Annotated in this window: 14 protein-coding genes; 12 read left to right on the top strand and 2 right to left on the bottom strand. The window is 45.9% G+C overall.

Annotated elements, in window-relative coordinates:
• Positions 1-56 precede the first annotated feature (56 nt).
• Entirely contained in the window at positions 57-3,935 is a 3,879-nt protein-coding gene (locus V8Z93_RS04830; protein WP_439432551.1) for a response regulator, read from the top strand.
• 77 nt (positions 3,936-4,012) lie between these two features.
• A complete protein-coding gene (locus V8Z93_RS04835) occupies positions 4,013-5,998 on the top strand; it encodes a glycoside hydrolase family 97 protein (protein WP_439432552.1) in 1,986 nt (661 codons plus the stop codon).
• Here V8Z93_RS04835 and V8Z93_RS04840 read toward each other — a convergent pair.
• Entirely contained in the window at positions 5,991-7,997 is a 2,007-nt protein-coding gene (locus V8Z93_RS04840; RefSeq protein ID WP_439432825.1) for a hypothetical protein, read from the bottom strand. The genes V8Z93_RS04835 and V8Z93_RS04840 overlap by 8 nt on opposite strands.
• Before the next feature lie 482 nt (positions 7,998-8,479).
• On the opposite strand from V8Z93_RS04840, the gene V8Z93_RS04845 reads away from it, so the two are divergent.
• The 9 genes from V8Z93_RS04845 (at position 8,480) to V8Z93_RS04885 (ending at position 24,594) form a co-directional block, all read left to right on the top strand.
• Positions 8,480-11,047 (top strand): glycosyl hydrolase 115 family protein, encoded by a 2,568-nt coding sequence (locus V8Z93_RS04845; protein ID WP_439432553.1) that lies wholly within the window; start codon positions 8,480-8,482, stop codon positions 11,045-11,047.
• Between the two features lie 86 nt (positions 11,048-11,133).
• Positions 11,134-13,632 carry a glycosyl hydrolase 115 family protein gene (locus V8Z93_RS04850; RefSeq protein ID WP_439432554.1) on the top strand — a complete coding sequence of 833 codons (2,499 nt, stop codon included), beginning with the start codon at positions 11,134-11,136 and terminating at the stop codon, positions 13,630-13,632.
• A gap of 225 nt (positions 13,633-13,857) precedes the next feature.
• On the top strand, positions 13,858-13,998 hold the full coding sequence (locus V8Z93_RS04855) for a hypothetical protein (RefSeq protein ID WP_439432555.1): 141 nt from the start codon (positions 13,858-13,860) through the stop codon (positions 13,996-13,998).
• Positions 13,999-14,142: 144 nt separating this feature from the next.
• Complete coding sequence (locus V8Z93_RS04860; protein ID WP_439432556.1) at positions 14,143-15,594, top strand: hypothetical protein; 1,452 nt, start codon at positions 14,143-14,145, stop codon at positions 15,592-15,594.
• A gap of 182 nt (positions 15,595-15,776) precedes the next feature.
• Complete coding sequence (locus tag V8Z93_RS04865) at positions 15,777-16,217, top strand: hypothetical protein (RefSeq protein WP_439432557.1); 441 nt, start codon at positions 15,777-15,779, stop codon at positions 16,215-16,217.
• Positions 16,218-16,244: 27 nt separating this feature from the next.
• Positions 16,245-16,715 carry a hypothetical protein gene (locus tag V8Z93_RS04870; RefSeq protein ID WP_203040898.1) on the top strand — a complete coding sequence of 157 codons (471 nt, stop codon included), beginning with the start codon at positions 16,245-16,247 and terminating at the stop codon, positions 16,713-16,715.
• A gap of 235 nt (positions 16,716-16,950) precedes the next feature.
• Entirely contained in the window at positions 16,951-19,866 is a 2,916-nt protein-coding gene (locus tag V8Z93_RS04875; protein ID WP_439432558.1) for a family 43 glycosylhydrolase, read from the top strand.
• A gap of 57 nt (positions 19,867-19,923) precedes the next feature.
• Positions 19,924-22,347, top strand: a complete 2,424-nt coding sequence (locus V8Z93_RS04880; RefSeq protein ID WP_439432559.1) for a glycosyl hydrolase family 95 catalytic domain-containing protein — start codon at positions 19,924-19,926, stop codon at positions 22,345-22,347.
• Positions 22,348-22,449: 102 nt separating this feature from the next.
• Positions 22,450-24,594, top strand: a complete 2,145-nt coding sequence (locus tag V8Z93_RS04885) for a family 43 glycosylhydrolase (protein ID WP_439432560.1) — start codon at positions 22,450-22,452, stop codon at positions 24,592-24,594.
• Positions 24,595-24,715: 121 nt separating this feature from the next.
• On the opposite strand, the gene V8Z93_RS04890 is transcribed toward V8Z93_RS04885, so the two are convergent.
• Positions 24,716-25,462, bottom strand: a complete 747-nt coding sequence (locus tag V8Z93_RS04890) for a porin family protein (RefSeq protein ID WP_203048961.1) — start codon at positions 25,460-25,462, stop codon at positions 24,716-24,718.
• Positions 25,463-25,644: 182 nt separating this feature from the next.
• Between V8Z93_RS04890 and V8Z93_RS04895 the strand changes: the two genes are divergently transcribed.
• Complete coding sequence (locus V8Z93_RS04895; protein WP_439432561.1) at positions 25,645-25,812, top strand: 4Fe-4S binding protein; 168 nt, start codon at positions 25,645-25,647, stop codon at positions 25,810-25,812.
• Positions 25,813-25,893 lie beyond the last annotated feature (81 nt).

A 25,893-nucleotide genomic window follows, 5' to 3' on the forward strand; every position in this document is an offset into this window, starting at 1 on the left:
ATTTTGCAGGATGAATAATTCATGTAAATAACAATTATATATACAATCATAAGCCAATGAAACGTTTTATGCTCTTTTCAATCTTTTGCTTCGTACAGATGCTGACATGCTTTTCTTATGCCAACTCTGGACGACTTTATACATCCAACGACCTGTCGAGTAGCTTGATTCGATGTATCATACAGGATAAGTATGGTTTCATTTGGGTGGGTACCAATTATGGACTGAATCGTTTTGACGGCTATAAATTCAGTACCTATCTTTGCAATCCAGCCGATACGACAACCATTCAGGACAATGATATCGTAAAACTCTATCCTTACAGCAAAGAGTTCCTCTTTGTGGCAACAAATCGTGGACTCTATAAATATTCCTATCTTACCAATAGTTTCCAGCATATCGTATTGGAAAAGAAAGATGAGAAGATAAGAGTAAGTTCTCTTATAGAGGATGGAAAGCATAATCTCCTGATAGGTACATCCGGGTATGGTGCCTATAGGTTGGATATGACTACCGGTAAAGTTACTCGCCTTTCAAGGAAATCTGCAAATTCAGTGGATGATTTCTTTGCTATGCTGTTCTTCGATGATGAGGGATATCTGTGGCAGGCTAATCATACAAAGGTGTTGAGAAAATATAAATACAATGGCAAGTCTATCAAACTGGTAAGTGTATATGAACCTAAAGATCTGTTTGGCATCAGTAAATTATATGCCACAGACAAGAAGGGGTTCTTTGTGGCGCATGCGGGCGGCATTATGCGCTATGATTATGCCTCGCATAGCTTCTCACGCTACGATTTCGATTTTTCAGCTCATCAGGGGGCAGGATATATCAGTGCTGTTACCTTGGATAAGTATGGCAATTTATGGTTGGGTACTTCGGGAGATGGAACTTTCAAGATACCGCATGGAAGCAGAAAGGCTTATCGGGTGGAGTTGAATAACCAATCGTTTATCTTTGATAATGCGCATATCAGCGATTTGCTGATAGATAGAGATGGTAATCAGTGGTATGGATGCTATATGAAAGGACTTTTCTTGTCGAATAATGATAAGAATGTGTTCCATCCGGTTTCTTTGGATGAATTGGGGGCTGGTATGGAAACCATTTCGTCTGTAGTGGGAGTTGCTGACGGATTGATGCTTTTTGTGGTCAAAAATCATGGGTTGTATCTCTTGGATGAGAAGACGGGCAATACCAAGCTACTACAAAGTCCTGCAGGACCAATCAAAGTGTACTCGGATTTTCGGAAGAAAGTTTATGTATATGGCCGTGATGGCATTTATGAGTATGATTGGATGCATCAGACTTACCGGTTGTTGTTGCCTTCCAATGGACTTTCTCTAGATGATATGCGGGTAGATGCTGCTGGTAATATTTATTTTACGAGCCAGGGCAACGGACTTTATGTATGGAATAGGAAGAGTGGCAAGATGACGCAATATCTGATGGATGATAAGCGTCCACACAAAACCATTTGCAATAACTGGATATCGGAGATCAGGTTAGATTCCCGGGGATGGCTCTGGTGTGCAACAGCCAATGGTGTGTCGTGCATGGATACCAAAACCGGATATTTTGACATCATTCTTTCTCGGCCTTTGTTAGAGGGTAAATCGTGCTATTCTACATTAGAATTGTCGGATGGTAAGATTGCTATTGCCACAGAGATGGGGCTTTATCTCTATGACAGGAAAAAACAGCAGACTACCCCTTGGCCTCATTCCGAGAGTATTAGCGGATTGAGAATTTATTCGCTGAAGAAGGATGTCAAGGGAAACCTATGGATGAGCACTGCGCAGGGTATCTGGTGTTATGATAGTAAAGCTAAGTCGTTTTTCTCTTTTGAAAAGGGAAACGGACTCTTGACCAAGGAATATCTGGCTGGAGTAGTAGGTTCTACATCGGATGGGGTTATCTGTTATGGAAACTCCGAAGGATTGACTTATTTCCAGCCTTCTGAGGTAAAGGATTATAATGAGAAAACGTCCGCCATTTATCTGTCGGGTGTGTTGCTTGATGGAAAGATGGCTCCGTTTATTGGAGATAATCTGAGTGTTCCGTCTGATTTCAAGTCGATAGTGCTCAGCTTCTCCCAGCTTGATTATCAGAGCGTGGGTAACATCGTGTTCCAGTATCGCATCAACGGGGGCAAATGGATCAGCAATGCGGCTGGAGACAATAGCTTCAACTTCACAGGTTTGTCGTATGGACATTATCGTATAGAAGTGCGTACCTATTGCAACGGCAAGTACTCCACATATAAAAAGGTGATCAACCTGGATGTGCTGGCACCTTGGTTCCTTACCGTTTGGGCGAAGCTCCTCTATCTCTTCCTGATTCTCGGCTTCACGGCTGCCGCTATCATTGTTTATCTGCGCAAAAAGAAGAGAGATATGGAAGAGGCTAAGATGCAGTTCCTCATCAATGCCACCCACGATATCCGTTCGCCGCTGACGCTGATTATGGAGCCTCTGAAGAAACTGAAGGAGCGATTGGGAAATGCTGAGGAATATCAGGCGGATATTGATACCATCGACCGAAACGCACAGCGTCTGCTCACCCTGGTGAATCAGATTCTCGACAAGAGACGCCTGGACAAGCATCAGATGAACCTCTCGTGCAGGGAAACCAACCTGGTGGAGTTTTCGCAGGGTTTGGTTTCGCTCTTCACCTATAATGCCAACCTGCGTGGTATTAATATCAGGCTGGAGATGCCAGAGACGCCTGTGAATGCATGGATAGACCGCAACAAGCTGGATAAGGCGATAGCCAATCTGCTGTCTAATGCCTTTAAATATACGCCTAATGGCGGCGAAATCATCTTCCGCATTGAGAAGCAGGATAAGAAGGTGCTCCTGTATGTGATTGATAGCGGCAAGGGATTGGGAAAGAACGATGATGCCAAAACCCTGTTTGAACGCTTCTATCAGGGAAAGAATTCTGCTGATATGCACCTGGGAGGTTCGGGCATCGGTTTGAATCTATGCCGATCCATCGTAAGGCTTCATGGTGGCGATGTGACAGCACGCAACCGAGAGGACGGAACGAGCGGTGCCTGTTTCATCATAGAATTGCCTTTGGGTAAAGAGCATCTCAAGGATAGCCAGATTAATTCAGACTACGTGGTGAATGGAAAGAAACAGCAGAGAGGTGCGGCTAGCAGAAACAGTAAAATCCTGCTAGTGGATGATGATATCGAAATCTGCCGTTATCTCAAGTCGGAACTGAGCGACTGGTATCGCTTTGTAATCTGCAACAATGGCAAGGAGGCGCTGAAGCAGCTGCTTTCTGGTGATTTCGACTTGGTGGTAAGCGATGTGGTGATGCCGGAGATGGATGGTATCACGCTGCTTAGAAATATCAAGGGCAATGCCAATATCAGCCACGTGCCAGTCATCATGCTTACTTCCAAATCGGAAATCAGCGATAGGCTAGAGGGTATTAAGCTAGGAGCTGATGCTTATCTGGCAAAACCGTTCAGCCTGGAGGAACTTCATCTCACGATAGACAATCTCATCGACAATGTACGTCGCCTGAAGGGTAAGTTCAGTGGTGCCCTGAAGCAGGATGACAAGGTGGAGAAGGTAGAGGTGAAAGGCTACGATGAGGAGCTGATGGAGCGTATCATGAAGGTAGTGAACGAGAACTTGAGCGATTCAGACTTCAATGTAGAGAAGATGTGTGATGAGGTGGGCGTAAGCCGCACCCAGCTGCATAGAAAGTTGAAGGAAATGACCGGTGTTCCTACCAGCGAGTTCCTGCGAAACATCCGTCTCAATGAGGCTGCCCGATTGATAAGAGAGCATAAAATCAACATTACGCAGGTTTCATATATGGTGGGATTTGCCAATAATAGTCATTTCTCCACTGCATTTAAGAAATATTTCGGTATGTCGCCTACGGAATATGCGGCAAAATATACTGAGTAAAGTATTTGAAACATTAAAAAAAGTCATTATGATTGTTTATTCGTAATTTTGTAGCGTTAAACGAATAAACAATCATAATGATGAATACAACGAAAATCTTGGCTTTCAGAAAGCCGTTACTGATGATTGTATGGCTGCTTGCCATGCAGGGCGCAGCTTTTGCGCAGAATCTGCGGGAAACTTTCTTTTCTCCCAATGGAAAGATTGAATGGAAGGCTGAGGGTGAGGAAAATAAGGTGAAGTTTTTTGAGGTAGCTTATCGCGATGCCTGTAAAGGAAATAAGGAAAGCCAGGTGCTTCATATTTCTGGTTATGGTTTGAATACCAGTGATGGTGGAGGAAGAAATCTGATCTTGAAAAACATTTCCAAACCCAAGTATATTTCGGAGCATTATCAGATGCTCATGGGAAAGAAGAGTGAATGCAAGAACGAGGCGAATGAAATAGTTTATACCTTTGAGGATGATCTGCAGCGCCCGTTGCGCATGGTGGTTCGACTTTATAATGATGGCGTAGCCTTCCGTTATGAGTTGGAGGCTTTGCAGCATACGTCAATCAAGCAGGATTTGACTACTTATCATATCAGTGAAGGCACGCGCCGGTGGTTTCAGGAATGGACGGAGTCTTATGAGAATTTCTTCCCTTTATCCACTACCGGTAAAGGTGGAAAACAACATTGGGGCTATCCTTGTCTGCTTGAGCAGAATGGTGTGTACTCTCTTATTACTGAAGCTGGTATAGAACGAATCAACAGTGCCTCTTCCTTGAAGAATGGGCAGAATCCGGAGGACTATCATGTGTTCCTGGATGAAAACACACAGCATTATTCGGGTAATTGGAAATCTCCCTGGCGAGTGGTTGTCATTGGAAAGAAGCAGGATCTGATAGCTTCGACCCTGATAACTGATGTCAGTGCCCCTTGTCGTCTGAAAGATACTTCATGGATTAAACCGGGAAGTGTAAGCTGGATTTATTGGGCTTACAACCATGGCTCTAACGACTTGAATATCATTAAAAAGTATGTAGATATGGCGAAGACCTTGCATCTGCCATACGTATTGATTGATGCAGAATGGGATGAGATGAAGAATGGAGCCACCATCGAGGAGGCTTTGAAATATGCTAAGGATAGGGGTGTGAAGCCTTTGCTCTGGTATAATTCTTCTACTGCATGGATTAAGGCTTGGGGTGCACCAGGTCCTCACAATAGACTGAATGCTCCGGAAAACAGGGAGAAGGAGTTTGCCTGGTTGGAAAAAATGGGCGTAGCTGGAGTGAAGATTGACTTCTTTGCTGGCGATAAACAGGAAACGATGGAGTATTGCATCGACCTCTTGGAGTGTGCGGCACGCCATCATCTTATGGTTAACTTTCATGGCGCTACTGTTCCCCGAGGCTGGCAGCGCACTTATCCCAACCTGCTCTCTACCGAGGGTGTGTATGGAGCGGAATGGTATAATAATGAATCTGTGCTGACAAAAAAGGCAGCTTGCCATAATGCCACCTTGCCATTTACCCGCGGCATAGTGGGTTCGATGGATTATACGCCTTGCACCTTTTCTGATTCTCAGCATCCGCATATCACTACCCATGCTCATGAGTTGGCTTTGCCAATCTTGTTCGAGTCGGCTTTGATGCATTGGGCTGATAAGCCGGAGAGTTATCTTGCCCAGCCAAAGGAAGTGCAGGATTTTATCTCGAACATGCCGACTGCATGGGATGAGACGCGATTGCTCAGTGGTTATCCGGGCGAAAGTGTCGTGATGGCTCGCAGAAAGGGAAGCACCTGGTATGTGGCTGGCATCAATGGCAAGGATGAATCCCAGAAACTGGCCCTGAATTTATCTTCTCTGACAAAGCAAAACTCACGTGTTGTTTTGTTCGAGGATAGCGGAACGGCAAAAAATCCTTGGAAAATTTCATACCGTAAGGTTAGGGGTATGAAAGATTATATCAATGCACAGCCTCGTGGTGGCTTTGTGATGGTTATCAAATCCAAAAAACGCTTCGCACCAAACAAAGTGCGAAGCGTTTTTTTAGAATGTATTGAATGTATTATTTGATGTGGATGGTGTAATTCTTGCTGATGCCCTTGTAGGTGCATTTCACATAAGCCTTGTCTTGCAAGGTCTTAGGCTGAAGAATCTCTATCTCCACCTCCTTGTTGTCGGATGATGCAGTGATGCGTGGTGCGCTCTTCTCGCCTGTTTGCAAAGAGGCGATGACATCATACTCATTGTAACCGAAGTTGCCATTCTCATTGGTCATTCTCGTTGGAATGGTAGGAACATTGAGCTTTCTGCCGTTCATCTTGATTTCGATGGTAGGCGATACTGGGCATTCCATGTTCTCGCCCTTCTTGGTGAATCCGAGGCCCTCCAGTTCGCAAAGTTGCTTGCCCTCACCTTCGGCGATGAGATAGATGGCATGTTTCTTGCCGATACCATCGACCTTGTCAGCTACGTCCAGTGTCAACTTTTGGATTCCTTGTGCTGAAGTCTGGGCAGGAACCGTTAGCTCACCAAGCAATTTGCCTTTCCATGTCTTGTTTGCCCATGGACCATCCATCATTACTTTGATTTTGAAGCTCTTTTGCGTTTTTGCCTTCACAAAGATATTAAGTTGGGTGCCGTTTCCTTTTTTTGTTCCCTCAAAAGGTTGCAATCCTTTCTGTGCTTTGCTGAGACCGCCGAATCCGAAATACTTGAATCCAACGATGTCACCAGCGTTCATGTTTACAGGCATGTGGTTGTTCCATACGTCCCAGGCATCCTGCATGGCTTGGTTGTTGCTCAGATAGCTGGCGATACCTGCAGAATAGTAGTGGTATGGATTCAAGCCGTATATCTGGAATCCTTCCGAAGTGACTTCTGCTCCCGTGTATTCTGTGTTGTCGGATGCTTTGGCGGTCCAGATGCCTTTCTTGTTGTATGGATCGTATGCCCTGATAACCACTTTTCCGCCTTTTTCCACAGATTTCTTATCCCATTGGATGGTAACGGGAGCAACGACAGACTGACGGGCAAACCCAAATCCACGTGGTGGGCGATGATAGAACACATACCATTGACCGTTGATTTCTTGTAGGCTTCCATGGGTGTTATGGGCGGCATTGCTGGTGATTAACTTGGTGCCGTCTTCGTTAGGAACCACTCCACGTGAGTCAACCAATACACCTCCATTCTTCCATGGACCTAATGGGGTGTCTCCATAGGCATATCGCAAGGTGGAGTTGGTGTTGCCTAATCCGTATTCCTTTCCGGAATAGCCGGAGTAAATCATCACATACTTGTTGCCTACTTTTCGGATGGATGATGCCTCGAAGAAGTTGAAATCTGTAGGCTTCTGTCCCTTGATGATAGGGTAGGTTGTTCCCTTAGGGTCTCTTACGTTGCCTTGTGCGTCGCAAGCTGGCAGCGAGTACTTGATGAGCTCAGTACCTGGTCTGAGCGAGTACATGGTGCTAGGGTCGAGTTGCGCTGCTGATGAATGTTGGAATCCCCAGTAGCCGTATGCTCTGAATCCTGTGTCGTAATCTGCATCTTTTGGGTCAGTGATATTCTCGATGTATACGGAAGGGTCGAAGTCGAGGATGCTGCCTGGCAGCTCTTCCGTTCCATCTGCATTGAGGTTGATGGGAGTGAAAGGACCATCAGGTCGCTTGCCTTTGCAGACCATTCTCACACGCTTGTGTCCTCGGGAGTGAGGATAGAGATAGTAATCTTTTGTTCCATCTTTTCGTTTTATCTCTACCAAATCGGGAGCAAACATGGTGTCCCATTGATTGTTGATGTGATAGGAAAAAATGGCTCCCTCGTCTCTCCACTGGGTGAGGTCTTCTGTTGGGGCAGACCACATGCGTATGTCTGATCCGCAGTAAGACTTGAAGGATGTGTCGTGAGAGCCTATGATGTAAGCTCTGTACTTCCCTGGGTTGTCAGGGTCTTCGAATACTCTAGGTTCTCCGTCTGGCACATGCTCCCAAAGTGGGAGATATGGATTTTGTGCCATGCAAGGAGTGCTGAGCGAAAGCAATGGGATGGCTGTGAGCATGAATCCCATGCACTGATTTTTGATTTTTATCATACTGCTATATATTATAATGTGTTTGTGCTTGCAAAGTTATAAAAATAATGATATAATTGATGTTTCGTATGTTCCTTAAATATATAGTTTTGTTACAAGTTTAAATTTGCGATGTTTTTGCAACATATAGAAAGGTTATCTATGTTAATGGTAAGATGGCAGGTCATCATGTTAGCGCTTTAGTCTTAGATGTTGACTTAATTGGGCAGTATTTATCATATTTTTGTTGATGTGGGAATGTACGCCAAAGTGTTTGGAACATGGAGAAAAGTTGTTCTTGAAGCAAAGTTGTACCTTTGCATAAAAAAGGGAATAGGTGGGGCAATCCCCTTCTTCTCTATTTTTCATAATTTCTCTATTTATAATAATATTACAGTATGAAATTTCAAATGAAGATCAACTTTCCATGGTCAAGGCCTCTCTTAGCCTGTTGTTTTGTGATGTTTGCTCTCACTGCAATGGCTGATTCCTTTATCAGCTTCCGACAGCAAGGGGGAGCATTCCCTATTTCCACCGCCTCTCAGATGTCTGGTATCTGTATGGATGCTCACGAAAAACAAGGTGTGAAAAGAGCAGCGGAGGACCTGCGTAAGGATATCTATACCGTGTCGGGTCGTTCACCCAGAGTGTGCTGCCAGGGCGAGGATGTGGTGCGTTATCCCATCCTCATTGGTACATACGGAGTGAGTGAAGCTATTACTCGCCTTGCCAAGAAAGGCATCTTGCCAGAGCGTTCGCTCAAGGGCAAGTGGGAGAGCTTTGTCATCAAGACCATTGATCATCCTGCCAAGGGCATGGAGCGTGCCTTGGTGGTGGCTGGTAGCGATATGCGTGGCACCATCTATGGCATTTACGAGATTTCCCGACAGATGGGGGTGTCGCCTTGGTATTGGTGGGCGGATGCGCCGATAGCCAAGCATGAGGAGGTCTTTGCCAAGCCATGCTCTGTGGAGAGTGGAGAGCCGAAGGTGAAATATCGTGGTTTCTTCATCAATGATGAGTTCCCTTGTATGACCACCTGGGCTAGAAATAAGTTTGGGGGCATGAACAGCCAGATGTATGCCCACGTCTTCGAACTCCTTCTTCGCCTCAAGGCAAACTGCCTCTGGCCTGCCATGTGGGGCTCGTTCAAGGAATACAAGCCTTTGGTACCTATCCTGAAGGATGAGAACGGACTGTATGAGGGCAACTGCTTCAATGAGGATGATCCGGAGAATGCCCGACTGGCTGATGAATATGGCATCGTGATGGGTACCTCGCATCATGAGCCGATGCAACGCTCGCAGCAAGAGTGGATTCGACATAAGAAGAACTATGGCAATGGTGAATGGAACTGGTTGACCAATAAGAATGCCATCAAGCGTTTCTTCCGAGAGGGAATCGAGAATAGCAAGGGTTACGACAAGCTCGTGACCATCGGTATGAGAGGTGACGAAGACCGTCCGATGACCGATGCAGGTAGTAGAGAGGCTAACTTCCGGCTGATGGAACAAATCATTTCGGAACAGCGAAAAATCATAGCTGATGTCACCAGGAAACCAGCCTCCGAGACCCCACAGGTCTGGACACTCTACAGTGAGGTGCTCGATTATTATGACCAGGGACTCAAGGTGCCCGATGATGTCATCGTGATGCTTTGCGATGACAATTTCGGTCATGTGCGCCGACTTCCTGATAGAAAGAAAAATTTCCACAAGGGCGGCTATGGTATGTATTATCATGTAGGCTATTATGGTGCCCCAAGAGCCAGCAAGTGGCTCACCATGTCGCATATCGCCGAGATGTGGGAGCAGTTGCAAGCCACTTATCAACATGGTGTGGATAAACTCTGGATGCTCAATGTCGGTGATATCAAGCCCCATGAGTTTGCCATCGACTTTTTTATGAACATGGCATGGAATCCCGATGCCTTCGATGCCAGCAACCTGGAGCAATATGCACAGGGATTCTGTGCCCAGCAGTTTGGTGATAAAGAAGCGAAAGAGGCTGCTCGTCTCTTGATGAGCTATGGAAGATATGCGTCTAGGGTGCAAGCCGAATTGCTGGATGACAAGACATACAATTTGCAGACGGGAGAGTTTAAGGGCGTACGGGATGAATTCCTGGCCTTGGAGGCACGAGCCCTGCGTCAGTATATCACCCTGGATGAGCCTGCGAAGGATGCCTATCAAGAGTTGGTTCTCTTCCCAATACAAGGCATGGCAAATCTCAATGATATGTATTACTCTTTGGCGATGAACAAGCAACTCTATCGTGAGGGACGTATTGAGGCTAATACATGGGCAGATAGGGTGGAGGAATGTTACAAGAGAGACTCCTTGCTCTGCGACAATTATAATCACCATATCGCCAATGGCAAGTGGAATCACATGATGGATCAAGTGCATATCGGCTATCAAAACTGGCATGCCCCGCAGCATCAAGTTATGCCTATGGTATATCGCATTCAGCAGAGTACCCCTTTTGCCGTTACGCAGCCTAGTACAGGCTACGTGTTTGAGCAAGATGGCGGCATGGTGGTGATGGAGGCAGAGCATCTCTTCTCACTGACACCTGCTGAATCAGAGAAGTCGCAGTGGAGACTCATCCCTGGTTTAGGACGAACGAAGTCGGGTATAGCTCTCTTCCCATATACCCAGCCAACAGCAGGAGCGTATCTTACCTATAAGATGAGATTTAAGGCAGATGTGGATTCGGTGGATGTACATCTTATTACCGATGCAGTGATGCCCTTTGTGCTGGGCGGTCATTATGTGGCAGTGTCGCTGGATGGTGGCAAGGAAGAGATTGTAGGGCTGAATCAGAATCTGAACTGGGAGCATAAGTACGACTTGATGTATCCTACAGCCGCATCGCGCATCATCGAGAAGAAGGTGAGGATGGCTGTAGGAAACACGGGGAAGGCTGAACATACCTTGAGGCTTCGTCCTATGCAGCCTGGTATTGTATTTGAGAAAATACTCATCAATCTTGGTGGGTATAAACCTACTCATCTAGGAATGCTAGAGAGTCCTTACGTGAGGTGAGGGCGCTCTTCTACCCCTTTTTTTTTGCTACTTTTGCAGCGCAAAACAACAAAATAGAAAATAACAAAGAATAAACAATTGATTTTATGAAGAAATATATCTTGTTGGCAGGTATGCTGCTGGGAATAATCTCCGCTGTGGATGCAGCCGAACAGTTTGTAAAGTTTGACAAGGCTTCAGCTGATAATGCCCTTCTCTTGACGGGCACGAAGGATACCATCCGCTATAGTCCTTCCGACTGGAAGGGAGTGAAGATGGCTGTCGCTAACTTGCGCCATGACTTGCGTAGCGTGACGGGCAGTGAGTATGCTCCCGTCGTGGTGGCTACAGTAGGAAAAAGCGAAATCGCCAAGAAATATCCCAAGCAATCCAAGCAGTTGAAGGGCAAATGGGAGCAATATCTCATTTTCACAGACAAGGGACAACTGGTGATTCTCGGTTCCGACAAGCGTGGTACCATCTATGGTATCTATGAGTTGTCTCGCCAGATAGGTGTGTCGCCTTGGTATTGGATGGCGGATGCGCCTATCGCCCATCATGACCAGCTTTATGTCTTGCCTGGTACTTATACGGATGGAGAACCTAAGGTGAAATACCGTGGCATCTTTATCAATGACGAGTGGCCATCCTTTGGTGGATGGTGCAACAATCTCTTCGGGGGAATCAACTCCAAGGCTTACAGCCATATCTTCGAACTCTTGCTCCGCCTGAAAGCCAATTACTTCTGGCCGGCGATGTGGGGCTCACGCTTTAACGAGGATGACCCCAAGTCGCCACAGTTGGCAGATGACATGGGCATCGTGATGGGTACCTCCCATCATGAGCCGATGATGCGAGCACATAAGGAGTATGTGCGCCGCAAGGCTGAGGTGGGTCCATGGGATTATGCACAGAACCCTGAACGCATCGAGAAGTTCTTCTCTGATGGCTTGAAGCGCAACAGCAAGTATGAGAACATCATTACCATCGGTATGCGAGGTGATGGCGATGTGGCGATGGGCAACGGCAAGGACGAGGACAACATCAAGACATTAGGAAAAGTGATCGAGGCACAGCGTCGCATCATCAAGGATTGCTATGGCAAGCCGGCAAGCTCCGTGCCGCAGCTCTGGGCTATTTTTACTGAGGTGCAGCGATACTATGATGCGGGATTCACCGTGCCAGATGACGTAACCCTGCTCTTCTGCGACAACAACTGGGGCTATATCCGCCGCAAGGGTACTGCTGCAGAGCGCAAGCGCAAGGGTGGACTGGGCTTGTATTATCACATCGACATGAATGGTGGTCCTTGGAACGACCGCTGGGTGAACACCACAACCATCCCGAAACTCCGTGAGCAGCTGCATGAGGCATACGCCAGCGGCATCGACCGCATCTGGATCATCAACGTGGGTGACTTGAAGCCAAAGGAGGTGCCTATCGACTTCATCATGGATTATGCATGGAACCCAGATGCGGTGAAACCAGGAGATGAACTGCCATGGTTGGAACGCTTCTCGGCAAGCATCTTCGGCAAGGAATATGCCAAGGAAACAGCTGACTTGATAGCCAAATACAGCAAGTATAATCTTCTGCGCAAGCCTGAGGCTCAGGTGCCAGGCTTGTTTAATGAGCATGAGATGCTGGTGATGTCACAGCGTTGGCAGTCGCTGGTGGAAAGAGCTGAGCTGTTGCGCAAGCAGATGCCTAAGGAGAAGCAGGATGCTTTCTACCAGTTGGTTTATTATCCAGTGGTGGCTAGTGCTGGTGTGGCAGAAATATACAATCATGCCACCATGGGCGACAGCCTCGGTGTGGAGGTCTTGATGAAGAAAGACCAGCAGTTGAGCGACTATTATAATAATGTGTTGGCAGGAGGCAAGTGGAAAGGCATGATGATGGATAATCACATCGGCTATACCCAATGGTCTATCCCTGACAAGAATCGCAACCCGATGACCTTGGGCATGAAGATAGAGCATCCATTAAATGTACCTGTTTCCACCACAGAGATTGGCATTCCTGCCTATCAGTACAGCCGAATCAAGGAAGGAAAGAATGCCAAGTGGATATTCTTGCCAGACTTGGGCAGAGGTAAGGGATGCATGGGCATCGACCATGTGATGGCAGCAAGTGAGCCGGATGGCAAGGGTGCATCACTGGAATACGATTTCGAGCTTTCTTCCGATATGCAGCAGCTTTCCATCGCCCTCGGCATTCTGCCAACCCAGGATGTCTATCCAGCTCGTGGCCTTCGCATCGGCGTGCAGATAGATGACCAGCCCTTGCAGATTGTGGATGCTCGCGCAGGATTTGTGGATACCTTTGCCGAGTACACTCCTCAGAACCTCGCTGTGTCCAAGGTGTTGAAACCATTGCCTGAGCAGCCTAAACTGGTTTTGAATGGTTGGTGGAAAGGAAAGCGACAGCTTAGAAGAGACGAGGTCTTTGACAACCAGCGCTGGTTGGCTGCTACGTCATCATCTGCAGTCAAGGCTGGCAAGCATACGCTTCGTATCGTGATGATAGACCCTGAGATTGTCTTGGAGCAGGTGGTTATCAATCCAGACAACAACAGATACAGCTATTTCGGGCAAAACTTGTAGTTGAAATGTCGTAAATATGCTTTTCTGAGGACTTTGAAAGAGTGCTGGAACATGAAACAAGGTTTTTGGAACATAAACCAAAGCCTTGCTTCTCTTTTTGCAGTAAATTTGCAGCCGAATCAGATCAGAAACGAATGTTTAAGCTGAATTTTAAGTCTAGTAATATAGACCTATAAAATATAAAACATAACATATAACAATTTTAATATTTAAAAACTTAAGATTATGAAGAAAAAGTATTTTAAACCAGAAATTGAAGTGCATGAAATGCAACTTCAGTGTTCATTGTTGGCAGCCTCCTATCCTAATGAGGATAAGGAGTATGATTATCCAGAGGATGAGTATTATGATGGTTCGCTAGGATAAACTTATGTCTGGTAAGTAGATAATAAGTTGTTTGTTTATTGGAATTATTAATTAGGAATAGAATAGATTATGAAAAAAATAATACTTTCTGTATGTGCTGCCCTTATGCTTTTCTGTGGGGGGGCATCTGCTAAGATTTCTACAATGAATAGTAATTTCGTCATAGGTTCTAAAGGAGCCACCTATGATAACGAGACTGGTAAATTTGAGTGGACACAGACATGGGACAACTCGATGAATTTGTTCACAAACTTGAATGGTCAACTTTCTAAATACAAGCATCTGAAGATCAATCTCACAGAGGCAACCCATGGCTATCGTTTGCTCTTTTATAAGGGCACTGAAAATGTTGCCAAGGTTATGGCTCAAACTGATACTGATGTTAACTTGGATCTTACAACATTGGAGTTGAAGGACGGTTGGTCCATTGATGACATAGATAGAATCTGTATTTCTGGTGCACAAGATGGCGTTGGTTCCCTTACTCTTAAGCCTGCTGATGTTACCCTTGAGACAGATGACATTGAGACTCTGTCCGTTACCACTACTGTGGATGCAAGCTCTGATATTAACACCCCATTCCAGTGGTACAAGGGTACTGAGCCTAGAACTTTAGCCGTGGAGAATAATATCGGTAAGACTGGAGACGGAATCTCTGTTTTGTGGGGATATGGCTCTAATAATAGTGAGGGAGAGGGCTATTTCAATCTGAATGGTTATAGTGCTCTCCTTGTAAAGGTAAACAATTTTGATGATGCCAAGAACAAGACATTCCGTGTGATGAGTGCGGACAACAGTCATGCCACTATAACAATGACTGGCGATGAGACATTGGTTCCTTGCAGCGTCTCTAAGTGTACATCACTGAAGAGTGGTGGATGGGGGCAGAATGTTGAGCAGGAAATCACCTCCATCGACTTCATCGGTGAGTATCAGGCTGTCAACACAGAGTCTCCTTTCGCTATCGCAGCATCCAAGGGCTCTAAAGTCTCTTACGACCGTAATTTCACCATGAATCAGCCATGCACCGTTTGCTTGCCTTTTGCTTTGACGGCGGAGGAACTGAAAAATGTTGGTAAGGCTTATACCTTGTCTGCAGTTAGTGGTTCTAAGGCAACCTTTACCCCAGCTGCTTCAATCGTGGCTTACACGCCATACCTCTTGATACCATCCGCAGATGGCAAGCTCTTGGAGGAGATTGCAGCTGCCAAGGACATCGCTGATGTTCCTGCTGAGGCTAAGACATCTGTATCTGGAAGCTATTCTTTCGTAGGTACGCTTCAGGCAAAGAATTCAGTCAAGACAGAAGGTATGGAGGTTTATGGATTCAGTGCAAGCGATGGCAAGTTTGTTCATGCGGGTGCCAACGCTAGCATTGATGCCTTCCGAGCATACATCTCTGTTCCATCTACGGCTCTTTCTACTGCTGCATCTCGTTCTATCGACCTCGATTTTGGTGGCACAACTGGCATCAATGAGATTCAGAATGCCCAGTCTTCTTCAGCTCAGGCAACCTATGATGTTGCAGGCAAGCGAGTAGGCAAGAACTACAAGGGCGTTGTGGTAAGCAACGGTAAGAAGAAGATTCAAAAGTAAAAAATAAGAATTCATACAAAATCCTGTTAACGAGGGTGCTTCGGCAAGAAGTACCCTCGTTTTGATACATATTTTAAAAACACTCTTCACTCTTCACAAATATACCGCAAATAGCTAACATACAGCTGTTTAGAAGTTGCTTACGATGTATATACTGATGTGAAAAAATAAAGAATAATGTTATGAATGCAAATTTTGAAAAAATCCTTAATACAAAACATCTTGTTTTGTCAATGCTTTGGCGTTTGCTATTGACTGTTGTACTTATTTGGATAATTCGGTTTGTAATGGATTTTCCTGCTATGTATCAAGCTGAGGCTAATAGAGATGAACTTATAAAGGAACATTTAATAATAAGGGGATATATCTATGGTGTTAACAATAAGTATAGAACTTTTTATTATTCTTTTGTAATTGCAGGAAAAGAGTATAAAGGTGAATCTTCCTATTATGGTTGGGTAAGTAAGCATGGAGGGTTTCCTGAAGATGGAGACTCTGTATTGGTATGTTACAAAAAAAATAATCCTGATATTCATATGCCGCTTGATCTTTTATATTATGAACCAAAGTTTAGTATAAATATGTTGGTAAGAAGAGTCTATTTATTAAATGAACAAAAGTAGTCAATCTAGTACAAGCGAAATGTTATTATGAGAAAAATTGTTGTAAAGTTGTATAAAAGGTTTTGTTATTGGTTGTCTGTTTTGTGGCGTGCGTTGTTACTTCTTTTGATTGATGTGGTTATACTGTTTTTATATGATTCGCCTTCGTTCTATCGTGATGAATATGCTCGAGAGGAACTTAAAAAGGAATGCTCCTTGGTTCAAGGAGTTGTCTATGACGTTCATACGGGTAAAGGTAATCATTATATAAATTATTCTTTTAGCATTAAGGGGAAGGAATATAAAGGTGTGTCTCGTTATGGGGCATGGGAACACAAGTATGGTAGGGAACCAGAGGAGGGAGATTCGGTGTCAATATGTTATAAGCAGAATAATCCGGAAATTAATATGTTGCTTGAGTATTTTGATGCTCAACCTCTTTTTATGCACAAGTGGTCGATGATTTTATATCCTAAAATCCGAAAATTTATAAATTTAGATTTTTTGATGTATGATTAATTTGGTAATATGCAGGTAAAGTGAATGTTAATCCAGACAACAACAGATACAGCTATTTCGGGCAAAACTTGTAGGTAAAGATGTAAAAACGGTGTGTTTCTTTTTGAGATGCACCGTTTTTTTTCTTACACTATGGTTGATTTGCCAAAGTATTTGAAACGTATAGCAAAGTAAAATGTCTGTTTTATTGCTATCTTTGCACTCAAAAATAGAAACTAATAATTTTAGATAAACAATGAACAATAAGTTTTTGCTAGCTTCGGCTTTGTGTATGAGTATGAGCGCAACGATGAATGCGCAGAATCCTATCGTGCAAACACAGTTAACTACCGACCCGGCACCTCTGGTTGTCGGAGACCGTCTCTATGTATATACCGGTCATGATGAAGATAAGGCTGACTTCTTCTGGATGAACGAATGGCGTGTGTATTCCACCAAGGATATGGTGAACTGGACAGACCATGGTTCTCCGCTCGACCTCAGTTCTTTTTCCTGGGCAGATGACCGTGCCTGGGCAGCACAGACCATCGAACGTAATGGTAAGTATTACTGGTATATCTGTGCGCACTCTAAACTGACGGGCGGAATGGCTATCGGCGTAGCTGTGGCTGATTCTCCTACCGGTCCGTTCAAGGATGCGCTGGGCAAACCGCTTTTTGATAATGGAAGTTGGGACAATATCGACCCTACCGTCTGGATGGATGAGGATGGTCAGGCTTATCTCTATTGGGGTAATCCGCATCTTTACTATGCCAAACTGAATAAAGACATGATCAGCTTCAAGGGGGATATAGATGCCAAGGCAGCTGTTGATAAAAAGCGTGAAGTGGGCAGAATCGTGATGACTGAGGAGGGATTCGGTTCGCCTGACGTGGAGAAGCGTGATTCTACCCGAAAATATAAGGATTGCTACACAGAGGGACCTTGGTTCATGAAGCGTGGCAAGAACTATTATATGCTTTATGCTGCAGGTGGAGTGCCTGAGCATATCGCTTATTCCATGAGCAAGAAGCCTTTCGGACCATGGAAGTATATGGGCGAAATCATGCCATTGGAAGATACGGGTTCCTTTACTAACCATTGCGGTGTGACCGACTTCAAGGGCAAGTCTTATTTCTTCTATCATACTGGCAAGCTGGGTGGCGGATTCGGACGCAGCGTTGCCGTAGAGGAATTCAAGTATAATGCTGATGGCACATTCCCTATCATCCATCATACACAGGAGGGAGTTTCTCCTATTGGTACTATCAATCCTTTCAAGCGCAATGAGGCTGAGACCATCGCTTACTCCAAGGGGGTGAAGTCGGAACAGACGGATGAAACAGGTGTTTATATCTCGGAGATTCATAACGGTGATTATATAAAGGTACGCGAGGTGGACTTCGGCAACGAGTCACCAGACCAGTTTGCCATCTCTGCAGCTTGCTCTTCATTGGGCGGCTCGTTGGAAGTGCATCTCGACAAGGAAGATGGTGAACTGGTGGCAAAGATTGACGTGACCAAGACCGGTGGCTGGGAAAAGTGGAAGACATTCTCGGCACAGATGCTCAAGAAGGTGGCAGGCAAGCATGATGTCTACTTCGTGTTCAAGGGATTGAAGGGAAGCAAACTCTTCAATTTCGACTGGTGGAAGTTTGAGAAGAACTTCCAGAACCCTGTGTTGTGGGCAGATGTGCCCGATCCAGACGTGATTCGTGTGGGCGACAACTTCTATATGGTCAGCACCACGATGCATCTGATGCCAGGTGCCCCTATCATGCGATCCAAGGATCTGGTGAACTGGGAGACGGTGAACTATATCTTCCCTAAATTGACGGATTCTCCTAAATATGATATGAAGGAGGGAACTGTGTATGGCAGAGGACAATGGGCTACCTCGCTGAAATATCACAGAGGAAAGTTTTATGCGCTCTTTGCTCCCAATGACAACCCTGGGGGAGAAACTTATATCTGCACGGCGGATAGTGCTGAGGGCAAGTGGACCATCCACAGCCGTCTGCGCCATTTCCATGATGCCTCTCTCTTCTTCGATGATGATGACAAGGCATACGTGGTGTTTGGAACAGGCGACATCGTGCAGCTGAATGCTGACCTTACTGATGTGGTGCCAGGCAGCCAGCGCAAGCTCTTTGAGCGTGATGCCGAGGAGACCGGTTTGTTGGAGGGCTCTCGCATGATCAAGCACGACGGCAAGTATTATCTCTTGATGATTTCGGGATTTATCAAGGGACATCCTCGTCGTGAGGTATGCTATCGTGCCGACAACATCTATGGACCATACGAGAAGAAGGTTATCTTGGAAACCGAGTTTGCTGGTTTCGGTGGAGTAGGTCAGGGCACTATCGTGGATGCACCTGACGGCAAATGGTATGGCTTTATCTTCCAAGACCGTGGCGGTGTGGGCAGAGTGCCTACCTTGGAGCCTTGTACCTGGAAGGACGGATGGCCTATCTTGGGAGATGAGAAGGGCAATGTGCCTCTCCAGATGAGCAAGCCTGTAATGGGATACAACGACAAGACCATCGTGCATAGTGATGATTTTGCCAAGAACAAGCTCGACTTGCAGTGGCAGTGGAACCATAATCCTGTGGATGAGGCTTGGTCGCTCACCGAGCGCAAGGGCTATCTCCGCCTGAAGACATCACGCACGGCGCAGAATCTCTTCATGGCTCCAAACACCTTGACTACCCGCATGGAAGGACCTACCTGCGAGGCGGTGGTAAAAATGGACGTGAGCCAGATGAAGGATGGAGACGTGGCAGGCTTTGCTGCATTCCAGGGTGATGCTGCCTTGCTCTCAGTTGCCAGGGAGGGCAAGAAATGGTTCGTGCTTGGAAGCAAGGACAATTCTGTGATGAGCGATGAGCAGAAAATGGTTACTGATGTGAAGCATGAGGAAGTATATCGCCAGGCTTTGAAATCCAAGACCATCTATCTGAAGATCAGTTGCGACTTCCGTGACCATAAAGATCTTGCCACCCTGTCTTATAGCTTGGATGGAAAGAACTGGACGGAGGCAATCAGGGATTTCAGGATGAATTTTGACTATCGTCGTCTGTTCATGGGTACTCGTTTCGCTATCTACAACTATGCCACCAAGAGTGCTGGGGGCTATGTAGATATTGATTGTTTTGGATATTCCAAAAAATAGTTGTACCTTTGCATAGGTTATTAAACAACTGGCAATAAAAAATCAAACGATAAACGTATGAACAGAAAACAAATCATATTAGGTTCTATGGTCTTAGCCATGACTCTGCCTATGCAGATGATGGCCAAGAAGACCGTGACCGATAATGCTTGCCGCCTTTGGTACAATGCTCCAGCCAAACACTGGCTGGAGGCATTACCGATAGGTAATTCCCACTTAGGCGGCATGGTGTATGGAGGCATCCAGGATGAGAACATCCAGCTTACGGAGGAAACCTTCTGGAGTGGCGGCCCTCATGACAACAATAGCCAGAAGTCGTTGGCTTCCCTCCCTAAAGTCAGGGAATTGATATTCAATGGTAGGGAAAATGAGGCTTCCGACATCATCAACAAGGATTTCGTGGTGGGGCCTCACGGTATGCGCTTCCTGCCGATGGCAAATCTGCATGTCAAGATGCAGAATCAGGGAAAGGCGGAGCATTTTGTGCGCGAGTTAGACTTGAAAAGGGCGATTACCACCACCTCTTTTGTCCTTGATGATGTGAGATATACTCGCACAACTTTTGCTTCATTGGCAGATGGAGTTATTGTTTGCCATATCAAGGCAAGCAAGAAAGGAGCCTTAAACTTCGATGTAACCTTAGACTCGCCTTTTAAACATCAGGTTCAGAAGACGCCTCATGGTATTGTGCTGAGAGTTAAAGGACAAGACCAGGAGGGTATCAAGGCTGCCCTTACCGCCGAATGCGTAGCTGATGTGAAGACGGATGGCACCGAGGCTACAATCATCGTGAGTGCCGCTACCAACTTTGTCAACTATCACGATGTGTCGGGCAATGCCGCACAGCGCAATGCTTCTTATATAAATAAGGTAAGTGCCATGAGCTTTGCCCAGCTGGAGAAGCGCCATGTAGAGGCTTATCAGAAGCAGTTCAACACCGTGAAGTTGAGTCTTCCTACTGATGCCAATGCCCAGTTGCCTACCGATCAACGACTGGATAAGTTTACGGGCAGCAAGGATATGGCGATGGTGGCATTGATGTTCAATTATGGACGTTATCTGCTCATCTCTTCCTCACAGCCAGGAGGACAGGCAGCCAACCTGCAAGGTGTATGGAACGACAGCAAGAATGCGCCTTGGGACAGCAAGTATACCATCAACATCAATACCGAGATGAATTATTGGCCAGCTGAGGTAACCAATCTGAGCCAGAATGCCGAGCCTCTGTTCTCCCTGGTCAAGGATTTGAGCGAGACGGGTGCCAAGACGGCAAGTGAGATGTATGGTTGCCGTGGATGGATGGCTCACCACAACACGGACATCTGGCGCATCGCCGGTCCGGTGGATGGAGCTTTCTGGGGTATGTTCCCGAATGGTGGCGCATGGCTCTCCACCCATCTGTGGCAGCATTATCTCTATACGGGCGACAAGGCATTCTTGCGCCAGTGGTATCCTGTGCTCAAGGGAGCAGCGGAATTCTATCTCGACTATATGCAGCCGTTGCCTGGCACACAGTGGAAGGTAACCGTGCCTTCCGTGAGTCCGGAACAAGGACCAGCGGGAAAGAAGACATCCGTGACCGCTGGTTGTACCATGGATAACCAGATAGCTTTTGATGCACTGAGCAATGCCATCCATGCTTCTGAGGTGTTGGGATTGGATGAGGCTGAGCGTGGACAGATGAAGACATTGCTCTCGCAGATTCCTCCTATGCAGATAGGCAAGTATGGACAACTGCAAGAATGGTTGATAGATGCCGATGACCCTAAGAATGAACATCGCCACATCTCCCATCTCTATGGTTTGTACCCATCCAACCAGATTTCTCCATTCTCTCATCCTGAACTGTTCCATGCGGCAGCCAATACGCTGAAGCAGCGTGGCGACATGGCTACGGGTTGGAGCCTGGGATGGAAGACCAACTTCTGGGCACGCATGCTGGATGGCAATCATGCTTTCAAGATTATCAGCAATATGCTTCGTTTGTTGCCGTCTGATGCGCAGGCAAAGGAGTATCCTGATGGCAGAACTTATCCTAATCTCTTTGATGCTCATCCACCATTTCAGATAGATGGTAACTTTGGTGTTACTGCCGGTATCGCAGAGATGCTCTTGCAAAGTCATGATGGAGCCGTGCATCTCTTGCCTGCCCTGCCTGATGCCTGGAAAGATGGCGATGTAAAGGGTCTTTGTGCGCGTGGTGGATTTGTGGTCGACATGAAGTGGCAGAATAAGCAGCTGGTTTCGGCAAAGGTCCATTCCAACATAGGCGGAACCCTGCGTATCCGTTCTTATGTTCCCCTGAAAGGAAAGGGATTGAGAAAGGCTGAGGGCACTTGTACGAATCCTTTGCTCCAATCAGCCGTCGTCAAAAAACCGATGGAACAGCATCGTGTGGATGAAGGAGTGAAGGCTCATATCCCACAAGTTTTCGAGTATGATTTGGATACAGAAGCAGGAAAATCTTATCAAATTAAGTAAAATCTCAAATAGTTGCCATAATATTACGATAAATCCACCTTTGTGTTTGGTTTCTTTTGTAATTTTGTGGCAACTTTTGTATAATTATAAACTTCATAAAGAATGAACAAACTATTAATTGCAACTTTTAGCCTAGCCCTATGTGCTGGCTCTATCTCGGCTTCTGCTCAGAATGGTCAGGTATCTGCCCAGAAGAAGCTGGTGGCTCAACAGCAGCCAAGTAGAAAGACTTGGTCGGCAGACAATGGAAATGGAACCTATACCAATCCTCTCTTCTATGATGAGTTCTCTGACCCAGACATTATCAGAGTGGGGGAGGATTACTATCTTGCCGGTACCACGATGCACAGTGTACCAGGCTTGGTGGTACTTCATTCCAAGGATTTGGTCAACTGGGAATTCTCCTCTTATTGCTTCGACCGTTTCGATGATTCCGATGATTTCAATCTCCGCAATGGCAAGGAGGCATACGGTCAGGGAATCTGGGCTCCTGCCATCCGTTATCATAATGGCAAGTTCTATATCTTCTCTAATATCAACGGACATGGCTTGCAAGTCTTTATCTCAGACAGTGCCAAGGGACCTTGGAAGCATCATCAGATCAAGGGCGACATCTACGACCTCTCCGTGCTCTTCGATGACGATGGTAAGATATATGCTATCCATAAATATGGCAATGTAACCGTAACCGAGTTGAAACCAGACTTGAGTGGACCAGTGGAAGGCTCCAGCAAGGTGGTCATTCCTGAGGGGAATGCAATGGGAGAGGGGCACCATATCTACAAGATCAATGGCATGTATTATATTCTCTCTGCGGATTATTCACCGATGGGACGAATGCAATGTGCCCGAAGCAAGAGTATTTGGGGACCTTACGAGACTTGTGTCATCAGTGAGCGAGAGTCGTTTGGCTATTCGGCTGCTTGGACGGTCAATAATGTCGGCTTGGGTCGCCCTGTGCCAGAGGATGGATTTAAGTTTAAGAACAATAAACCTTCTGATGAAACCTTGATTTGTTCAACCATCCATCAAGGTGGCATCGTGCAGGCACCTGATGGCAAATGGTGGGGAGTTTCCATGCAAGACTTTAACGCCGTGGGGCGTACCGTTTGTCTTTCTCCTGTAACATGGGTAGATGGATGGCCATACTTCGGCTTGGAGAAGAACCTCGGTCGCTCACCTCGTACCTGGTTCAAGCCAAATAATGTGGTAAAGACTCCTGTGGCAACATACGACCGCTGTGATGATTTCTCTGGCAAGACCTTTAAGCCTATTTGGCAGTGGAATCATAACCCGAATGATAAGATGTGGTCGCTCAACAAGGAGCGCAAAGGCTGGCTTCGCCTTCATTCCATGCCTGCCAAGCAGTTGCTTTGGGCTAAGAACTCACTTACCCAGCGTGCGATAGGTCCTGTGTCTTATACATCCGTGAAACTGGATGCTTCTAAGCTGAAAGCTGGTGATGAGGCTGGTCTTGGTGCCATCAACATGCCTTACGCTTCCTTGGGAGTCGTAAAGACGGATAAGGGCCTGGCATTGAAATGCTATGACCAGAATACCAACAAGGAGGTGGTTAAACCATTGGATAAAAAGGTGGTTTGGCTTCGCCTTTGGGGTGATTACGACAAGAGCCAGTTGCAATATTCTTATTCTCTGGATGGCAAGAACTGGGAGAATATCGGCGAGCAGATGATTTCGCCTTATCAGTTGAAGACCTTCCAGGGTGTTCGTGTGGCACTTTATGCCTTTAACAAGAAGAATGTGAATGGTGGAGTGGCTGATTTCGATAATTTCAAGGTAGAGGAGCCTATGGCTGACAGAACCGCCAATCTGCCTATCGGAAAGACCGTGAGATTCTTCAACCTCGCTGATGGCAATCTGATGAATGCTACAGGACACGGATTGTTGCACAATTCCTGGAACAGAAAGGATTTAAGTAATCAGGTGAAGTTTGTTGTGGAAGATAGAGGTCAAGGCAAGGTGGCATTGAAGGCTGCTGACGGACGATATGTCTATATAGCAGGAGCCGGTCTGTCGGGTGATGTACGACTCACATCGGATGCTAGCAAGGCAGAGGAGTTTGTATGGCAGGATATGCTTTATAACCATTGTATGCTGCTTTCCTTGAAGACTCAGCGATATGTGGGCAAGCATCCTAAGGATGGAAGTCCATATTCTGCAGATTTCCAGGGTGCTGATGCTGGAATGAAGAATGGCTGTGTCTTCTCTTGGGAGGTTGTGGAATAGGCACATTCTCGTGATGTTATATATGAAAAGAGCTTGGTTCCCTTGTGCTGGAATCAAGCTCTTCTTGTTTTATCTTCTTGTTTTATCTTTATCTTTTTCTTTTTCTTTTAACCCCGTTAGCTTATTCGAAATAGAAAGTCAGGGCGATGATCTTGCTGTGTGCAGCTTTGGCGGCAAGGGCATAAGGCTTCTTGCTGTCGTCTCGGACGTTTTTTACCTGATTACTGTCGAAGGTATCTGTGATGCCATACATAAACTTGAGTTCAGGGCGCAGTTTGAAGTAGGGTAGATAGAAATCACATCCTAGACCCAGTTCGAGGAACACTTCTGATTTCTTCAGTTTGATGAAACCGGAAGTATTTCCGCTCAGATTCATCATCGGGGTGATACCTGCCATCACGTAAGGACGATGGTTGTTGAAGCGTTCTGCGGCAAAGATAAGGTCGAAGGCACTGGCTATATAGGCTGTCTTCATCTCCTGTCGCTGTTCTGTAGGCTTCTCCTGTCCATCTTTCTCTGTGAGATTATGGAAGGTGAGATGGCGGGTTCCGAAGTACATGGCTGGGGCTACACGGAACTGGAAGCTCTTGTTGAGGCGGAATTCTCCCAATACGCCAACAGTGAAGCCCAGGTCGTACTTATCCTGGTCTACTGTGACCGTAGAATGCTGCTCTACACCGTCGTTATCGGTATAGGTAATTGGACCTATATTCTGAAATTCAATATCCTGGAAGTGGGTACCCACCACCACGCCGAAGTGGAATGGGCGCAGGTCGGTATAAGGGCGGTTCTCCACCGTCCTTTCCTGAGCCATCGCCTGTATAGCGATGATGATGCCTATCCATATTGCTATAAGTTTCTTATTCATATAATATAAACGTGAGTATTTGCATCTTATTGTTTAGTATTTTATTTCGATAATGTATAAATTGAGCAAAAAACTAAAAAAAAGCATACCTAAATGTAGGTATTCCAAAAATTATTATTATCTTTGCACCATCAAAAGTAGGTAGAAACAATATTATTAACATTATAAAAACATTAAGAATTATGGCATACGTAATTGGTGACGATTGTATCGCATGCGGTACATGTATCGATGAGTGCCCATCAGGCGCTATTTCTGAGGGCGAGAAGTATTCTATCAGCCCAGACCTCTGCACAGAGTGTGGTACTTGCGCAGATGTTTGCCCTAACGAGGCAATCAGTCTTCCTTAATTATAAGGATAGATACTTTTAGTTACATAAAACATTGAGAGCGGTTCCTTCCAAGGAGTCGCTCTTTTTTTTGTGTGGAAA

The sequence above is a fragment of the Segatella copri genome, from assembly GCF_051861805.1.
In the GTDB taxonomy this organism is placed as follows: Bacteria; Bacteroidota; Bacteroidia; order Bacteroidales; family Bacteroidaceae; genus Prevotella; species Prevotella copri_M.